Genomic DNA, 6,254 nt, shown 5'->3' with positions numbered 1-6,254 from the left:
CGAGCTGACCGGCCGCCTGCTCTGTGAGAACACCGAGCAGGCGGAGGTCGTCCGACGCCACCTGCCCCGACACGTCGAGCTCACCCGCGCCGAGGAGGGCTGCCTCCGCTTCGAGGTCGCGGAGTCGGAGGACCCGCTCGTCTGGACGGTGGCGGAGCTGTTCGTCGACCAGGTGGCGTTCGATGCGCATCAGGCGCGCGTCCGCTCGAGCGAATGGGGCATGGCCACCGCAGGGATCGAACGCGACTACGCCATCACGCGGTTGCCGGCCGGACGCTAACCTGGGCCGATGCACTACGACTCCCTCGGCTCCAGCGGTCTCGTCGTCTCGGCACTCGGCATCGGGTGCAATGCTTTCGGGCGCCGGATCGACCAGGACGCGGCCACCGCCGTCGTCCATGCCGCGCTCGAGGCGGGCGTGACCTTCTTCGACACCGCCGACGCCTACGGCCTCGGCCAGTCCGAGACGATGCTCGGAAAGGCCCTCGGCGCTCGCCGAGAGGAGGTCGTGATCGCGACCAAGTTCGGCATGGACATGGGGGAGACCTATCCCGGTGCCCGCGCGAACCGGGCCAGCCGCGGTTACATCCTCCGCGCGGTCGAGGGATCCCTGCGCCGCCTCGGCACCGACCACATCGACCTCTTCCAGCTCCACGCCCCGGACCGCATCACCCCGATGGAGGAGACCCACTCCGCCCTCGGCGACCTGGTCCGCTCCGGGAAGGTCCGCTACATCGGCTGCTCGAACCTCGCCGCCTGGGAGGTCGCCGACGCCGCGCATCTCGCCGACGCCGTCGGCGCACCCGCCTTCATCACGGCCCAGAACGAGTACTCGCTGTACAACCGCAGCGCCGAGGTCGAGCTGGTGCCTGCGCTCGAGCACTTCGGGATGAGCTTGCTGCCCTACTTCCCGCTGGCCTATGGCCTGCTGACCGGCAAGTACTCGCAGTCCGGCGGCGCCCCGGACGGCAGCCGTCTCGCCACCGAGACGGCCCGCTTCGACAGCGCCCGCTGGGACGTGATCGAAGGCTTCCGCCAGCTCTCCGAGCAGTCCGGGCGCAGCATGCTCGAGATCGCCCTGGGAGGCCTGCGCGCCCAGCCGGCCGTGGACACCGTCATCGCCGGTGCGACCCGCCCCGAGCAGGTCGCCACGAACGCCCGTGCCGTGCAGTGGCGGCCGACGGCGGAGGAGCTGGACGCGATCGATGCCGTCCTGGCTCCGGGGTCGGGTCCCGGTCACTCGACGTTCGCCGCGGCCCGCCGCTGAGATCGGCGGGCGGGTTCCGCCCGAGCGGAACCCGTCGCACTGCCGGGCGCAGCCCTCAGCCCGCTGTCATCGTCGCCCGCGACCGTCGCCGAGCGCCCGCTCCAGCGGGATGCTGCCGTCCTGCCAGGGGGTCAGCACCCACACCACGAGGTACGCCCCGACGCCCAGCACGGGCAGCAGGAACGAGGCGAGGACCAGCGCGCGGGCGAGCCACACGTTCAGGCCGAACCGTCGGGCGAGGCCGCCGCCGATGCCGGCGGCGAGACGCTGTGGGCCACGGCGGATCCCGGTGGCGCGGAGGGAGTCGAAGATCGAGTTCATGGTCTCGACGGTACGCAGGAACGCCGCCCTTCGCACCGGGGTTGTCCCCCGGATGCGGGGGAGGTTTCCCGCCAGACCGTCGCGCGGCCCGCTACGCTCAGCCCATGATCGAGCACTCCGACCACGGTTCGACCACCCCACCCGCAGAGGAGCTGCGCAGACGTCAGCAGGAACGGCTCAGCAGATTCTTCATCGGCTTCGCGATCGTCGAGGGGCTGCTGCTCGGGGCCTGCGTGCTCGCCATCTACGTGCTCGGGCTGATCGATCCCGAGATCGGGATCTGGCTGCTCCTCGGCGTCGCCGCGGTCAGCGCCACCGTGCTGACCGCCTTCCTCATGGCCACGACCAGGCGGAACCAGCGCGAGCTCGAGCAGAGCACCGACGGCTGAGCGAGCGCCGGGACCTCGCCCGTTCTCGCGCCCTCGGCGGCCGCCCACGGCCATGAACCTGCCATCGAGCACTTCGTCCGCCGAGCAGTCGGACGGTCGGACGCGTGAACATCAGGTCAGCGATCGCTGTATAGTCACCGCATGCTGACCATTGCCTCACGGCTCGACGTGATGAACCGACTGGGTCGGGCCATGGCCGATCCCACCCGCTCCAGGATCCTGCTGGCCCTCCTGGAGGCTCCGGGGTATCCGGCGGAGCTCTCCAGGGACCTCGAGCTCACCCGCTCCAACGTCTCCAATCACCTCGCCTGCCTGCGCGGCTGCGGGATCGTGGTCGCCGAGCCCGACGGGCGGCGCACCCGCTACGAGATCGCGGACCCGCACCTCGCCGCCGCCCTCGAGGCCCTGTTCGGCGCCACCCTCGCGGTGGACGAGGAAGCGCCGTGCCTGGACCCCGACTGCAGCGTCGTCGGCTGCGGCGCGGGGCCGGTCCAGGACTCGGCGAGCGCGGTGCCGCGATGACCGTCGCGATGTGCACCCCGCACCGGACCGAGGTGCTGCGCAGGCGGATCCGGATCGTCGTCGCGATCACCATTACCTGGAACGTCCTCGAGGCGATCGTGGCGCTCGGTGCGGGCGTCGCCGCGTCCTCGGCCGCGCTGATCGGCTTCGGCCTAGATTCGATCGTCGAGGTGCTCTCCGCCGCCGCGGTCGCCTGGCAGTTCGCGGCTCCGGACCCTCAACGGCGGGAGCGGACCGCGCTGCGGATCATCGCGATCTCCTTCTTCGGCCTCGCCGCCTACGTGAGCGTCGACGCGGTGCTCTCCCTCGTCGGCCTGCGCGATCCCGAGCACTCCTCCGTGGGCATCGTGATCGCGGCGCTGAGCCTGCTGGTGATGCCGCTGCTGAGCTGGTTCGAGCGCCGTACCGGGCGCGAGCTCGGCTCCGCTTCCGCGATCGCCGATTCGAAGCAGACCCTGATCTGCACCTACCTCAGCGCGGCGCTGCTCGTGGGCCTGCTGCTGAACAGCCTGCTGGGCTGGGGCTGGGCCGACTCCGCGGCCGCCCTGGTGATCGCCGTCCTCGCGCTGCGCGAGGGGATCGAGGCCTGGCGGGGCGATGCCTGCTGCGCGGCGCCCGTCTCAGTGCTCACCGGGGAGCGCACGGCCGACGGCTGCGAGGACGCCTGCTGCGCGGCCGACGCCCCGCGGGGCGGCCCCGGAGGATCAGATGGACCGTGACGGCCGGGGCGCGATCCGCTACGCTCGGATCGGCGGCTCGCGCCGCCGGGAGTGCTTCCACGCGTGGATCGCGTGAATCATCGCGGAGAGGCCTGAGCCGCTCAGGACATGTCCGGATGGGGTACGGCGCATCATCGCGCCATCTTCATCTGCCGATGCCTCGCATCGGCATCACGAGAGGACACGACATGTCGACGAAGGACGAGAAGAACCTCCAGCAGGTCACCGACAAGATCGCGACGATCGACGAGCCGCAGCGCTCGGTCATGCAGCAGGTACACGAGCTCATCATCGCAGCGGCCCCCGAGCTGAAGCCCCGGATCTGGTACGGGATGCCCGCCTACGCGGAGTCCGCGAGCACGCCGGCGCTGATCACCCTCCGCTTCGACGAGCGCCTGAACCTCGCGATCACGGAGAAGGCGGCGTTCGCACCGGCCGGGGGCGCGGACGGACAGCTGATGCCGGCCGCGTGGTACTTCGAGACCCTGGATCGGGGGACTGCGGACCGGATCACGCAGATCGTCCGCTCGGTGGTCGACTGATCCGCCGGTGACCACGCCCGCGCTCCTCGGGGTCGGTCCTTCCGGGCCCGCCGCGAGGAGCGCGGTGCGCGTGCCGGGCCCGTCGGCCGCACGACCGGGCAGAACCGCCCTCTGGCCGAGATCGTGTTCTCCCGAGGCCACTGGATGCCCTCGGTGATCACCGAGGGCGGGAGCCTCCTCCTCGACGTGATCGGCGGGGCCGACGCGCTCCACGATTTCCGGCGCTTCACGGTTCCGCTCCGGGAGGACCACCTGGATGCGCTGCGCAGCAGCCTGCGCCGGCGCCTCCTCCTCCATGCCGCCCTGCTGCCGCTCTGCGACGACGCCGGCATCCGCGGCCCGTGGGACGAACGGGCCGCTCTGCTCAGCGCTGGGGCGTCAGGGTCCGGGTGTACTGCACGTCCCCGGTCGCATCGATCAGCTCGACGGTGAAGGCCTCGCCCTGCGGGGCGACCTCGACCCGGCCGAAGAACTGGCCCTTCCCGTCGCGCGGGGAGCCCATTGCCGGGCCCGCCTTCTGGAAGTCCACCTCCGGCCCGAAGGTCCCGTCCATCTCGTTGGGGCCGAAGGAGCCAGCGTTGATCGGACCGGCCACGAACTCCCAGAAGGGATCGAAGTCGGTGAACGCCGCGCGCTCGGGGGAGTAGTGATGGGCGGCGCAGTAGTGGACGTCTCCGGTCAGGAACACGACGTTGCGGATGCGGCGCTGCTTGATCCCCGACAGCAGCCGCGCCAGCTCGAGCTCTCGGCCCAGCGGTGCGCCGTCCTCGGCGTTGGAGATCGACTCCTGCGCGTCCCCGTCCGGGACGACGATGCCCAGCGGGAGATCGGCGAGGATGACCTTCCAGGTGGCCCTCGAGGACCTCAGCCCGCGCAGCAGCCACTCCAGCTGCTCCTCGCCCAGGATCGCAGTGGCCTGCTGCTCGAGACCATCGGTGTTCTCGCCCTTGTGGGTGCGCATGTCCAGCACGAACACGTCCAGATCCGGACCTCGTTCGATGCGGCGGTAGATGCGCTCGGGCTCGAAGCCGTCGCCCCGGGACATGGCGCGCCCACCGGAGATCGGCTGGTACTCCTGCCAGGCACGGCGCCCCCGGGCGGCGAGCGTGTTCACATCGCGCACCGTGTAGCGGTCGTCCTCGAGCAGCTCTCCGGCCCACCAGTTGTTGGTGGTCTCGTGATCGTCCCAGGTGGCGATGACGGGCACCTCGGCATACATGGCACGGATGTTCTCGTCCATCAGGTTGTAGCGGTGGCGGCCGCGGAACTCCTCCAGGGTCTCCGCCACCTTCGACACCTCCTCGGTGACGAGGTTGCGCCATGTGGTGCCGTCGGGTTCCTCCATCGTCTCGGCGATCGGGCCGTCTGCGTAGACGGTGTCACCGGCGTGCAGGAAGAAGTCCGGGGCGAGGGAACGCATCGTCTCGTAGCCGAACATGCCCCCGACGTCGGGGTTGATGCCGTAGCCCTGGCCGGCGGTGTCCGCGGTCCACACGAAGCTCTGCGCCCCGTCGGAGCGCCTGCCCGGGGCGGTGCTGAAGCGGCCGGTGGCGACCTCGCCGCGCCGGCCGTGCTCGTCCTCGAAGAAGATCTCCGTCTCGAAGGCGGTGCCTGCGGGGAGTCCCTCCGCAGTGATCCTGGCGGTGAAGTCGGTCTCCGCAGTGGCCCAGGGCCCGCGCAGGCTGATCGGCTGGACATCCCGGCCGCGGCCCTTCCCGCGACCGCGGCCACGGCCCCGATGGCGCTCGCCGTCGGCATCGAGCGCATGGAGGACGGCGTGCAGGCGCCCCACGCCCGAGGCACGGGACCACAGCACCGCGGACCTCGAGGTGACGTCACCGGTCTGGAGGCCCGAGGGGAGGGTCAGCCGGGAACCGCCGGGGGCGGCGGGCGCGCTCGGCGAGGCGGACGCGACCCCGAGGGGGAGGGAGGCGGTGAGCGCCGCGGTGGCGGCGCCCGTGAGCAGATGGCGGCGGTTCAGCGAGGAGCTCTCCATGGCGCCAGTGAACTCCGAAGCCTTGACGGGCACGTGACAGCGGGGTGAATGGCGGGGGACGGCTGCACTCCCGGTCACCAGGGCTTCTTGGCATCTTCAGCCCCGGCGCGTCACACGCGCAGGCGGAAGCGGGCGGCGGGGGAGGCGGCGAGATGGCCATCAGCTGAAGACTTCGTGACCTCGAGCGTCGGTGGCGCCGAGAGCGTCGGACCCTTGTTTACGGTGGTCGGCAATGGTCGCCGAATCGCATACTCCCGCCGACGCCCCGATCGATCCACGGATCGAGGGGCATCGGCTCGGCGCACGCGGCCGCACACCTGCCCGCAGTCGCGCTCGTGACCGCAGTCGCACCTGGTCCGATCGGCTGACCTCCGTCCCGGTCCTCGTCGGCGCGTTGATCGTCGTGACGGTGGTGGCTGCCGGGCCGTTCCAGGAGCTGGATCTGTTCCTGGCGAAGCGCTGGCTGTATCGGATCGAGCCGTCGTTGCTGCCGTTCGC

The 6,254-nt window shown here is 71.1% G+C and carries 9 protein-coding genes and 1 pseudogene; 8 read left to right on the top strand and 2 right to left on the bottom strand.

The window, feature by feature from the left end; genetic code table 11:
* Positions 1–280: putative quinol monooxygenase (locus tag VF289_RS02960; protein WP_330880932.1), on the top strand; the 280-nt coding region annotated here is incomplete at its 5' end.
* Positions 281–289: 9 nt separating this feature from the next.
* The gene (locus VF289_RS02955; protein WP_330880930.1) at positions 290–1,267 is read left to right on the top strand and encodes an aldo/keto reductase; all 978 of its coding nucleotides are present in this window, start codon (positions 290–292) and stop codon (positions 1,265–1,267) included.
* Positions 1,268–1,333: 66 nt separating this feature from the next.
* Here the strand turns inward: VF289_RS02955 and VF289_RS02950 are convergent, their stop codons facing one another.
* Positions 1,334–1,588 (bottom strand): PspC domain-containing protein, encoded by a 255-nt coding sequence (locus VF289_RS02950; protein WP_330880928.1) that lies wholly within the window; start codon positions 1,586–1,588, stop codon positions 1,334–1,336.
* Positions 1,589–1,692: 104 nt separating this feature from the next.
* Here VF289_RS02950 and VF289_RS02945 point away from each other — a divergent pair, with 104 nt between their 5' ends.
* The 5 genes from VF289_RS02945 to VF289_RS19565 all read left to right on the top strand — a co-directional run bounded on the left by VF289_RS02945 (position 1,693) and on the right by VF289_RS19565 (position 4,192).
* Positions 1,693–1,977 carry a hypothetical protein gene (locus VF289_RS02945; protein ID WP_330880926.1) on the top strand — a complete coding sequence of 95 codons (285 nt, stop codon included), beginning with the start codon at positions 1,693–1,695 and terminating at the stop codon, positions 1,975–1,977.
* 141 nt (positions 1,978–2,118) lie between these two features.
* Positions 2,119–2,499 (top strand): Cd(II)/Pb(II)-sensing metalloregulatory transcriptional regulator CmtR, encoded by a 381-nt coding sequence (gene cmtR, locus VF289_RS02940; protein WP_330880924.1) that lies wholly within the window; start codon positions 2,119–2,121, stop codon positions 2,497–2,499.
* Positions 2,496–3,218, top strand: coding sequence for a cation transporter (locus VF289_RS02935; RefSeq protein ID WP_330880922.1), 723 nt, complete (start codon positions 2,496–2,498; stop codon positions 3,216–3,218). The genes cmtR and VF289_RS02935 overlap by 4 nt, the downstream gene beginning before the upstream one ends.
* A 188-nt stretch (positions 3,219–3,406) precedes the next feature.
* Positions 3,407–3,760, top strand: coding sequence for a DUF1801 domain-containing protein (locus VF289_RS02930; RefSeq protein ID WP_330880920.1), 354 nt, complete (start codon positions 3,407–3,409; stop codon positions 3,758–3,760).
* A gap of 123 nt (positions 3,761–3,883) precedes the next feature.
* Positions 3,884–4,192, top strand: a complete 309-nt coding sequence (locus VF289_RS19565) for a DUF6357 family protein (protein WP_414644432.1) — start codon at positions 3,884–3,886, stop codon at positions 4,190–4,192.
* Here VF289_RS19565 and VF289_RS02925 read toward each other — a convergent pair.
* Positions 4,125–5,756 (bottom strand): alkaline phosphatase D family protein, encoded by a 1,632-nt coding sequence (locus VF289_RS02925; protein ID WP_330880918.1) that lies wholly within the window; start codon positions 5,754–5,756, stop codon positions 4,125–4,127. The two genes, VF289_RS19565 and VF289_RS02925, sit on opposite strands and share 68 nt — an antisense overlap.
* A gap of 232 nt (positions 5,757–5,988) precedes the next feature.
* Between VF289_RS02925 and VF289_RS02920 the strand changes: the two are divergent.
* Positions 5,989–6,254 (top strand): annotated as a pseudogene (locus VF289_RS02920) (hypothetical protein); the annotation flags it as partial.

The organism is Brachybacterium sp. (assembly GCF_036379615.1).
Taxonomy (GTDB): Bacteria; Actinomycetota; Actinomycetes; order Actinomycetales; family Dermabacteraceae; genus Brachybacterium.
Note: the sequence above shows the minus strand (reverse complement) of the source record. Positions and strands in the feature narration are given on the sequence as shown.

What these genes read in the sequence shown, in the direction of transcription:
- VF289_RS02930 (WP_330880920.1), top strand. Translation starts at nt 3,407, where the DNA reads ATGTCGACGAAGGACGAGAAGAACCTCCAGCAGGTCACCGACAAGATC.
- cmtR (WP_330880924.1), top strand. Translation starts at nt 2,119, where the DNA reads ATGCTGACCATTGCCTCACGGCTCGACGTGATGAACCGACTGGGTCGG.
- VF289_RS02945 (WP_330880926.1), top strand. Translation starts at nt 1,693, where the DNA reads ATGATCGAGCACTCCGACCACGGTTCGACCACCCCACCCGCAGAGGAG.
- VF289_RS02955 (WP_330880930.1), top strand. Translation starts at nt 290, where the DNA reads ATGCACTACGACTCCCTCGGCTCCAGCGGTCTCGTCGTCTCGGCACTC.
- VF289_RS02950 (WP_330880928.1), bottom strand. Translation starts at nt 1,588, where the DNA reads ATGAACTCGATCTTCGACTCCCTCCGCGCCACCGGGATCCGCCGTGGC.
- VF289_RS02925 (WP_330880918.1), bottom strand. Translation starts at nt 5,756, where the DNA reads ATGGAGAGCTCCTCGCTGAACCGCCGCCATCTGCTCACGGGCGCCGCC.
- VF289_RS02935 (WP_330880922.1), top strand. Translation starts at nt 2,496, where the DNA reads ATGACCGTCGCGATGTGCACCCCGCACCGGACCGAGGTGCTGCGCAGG.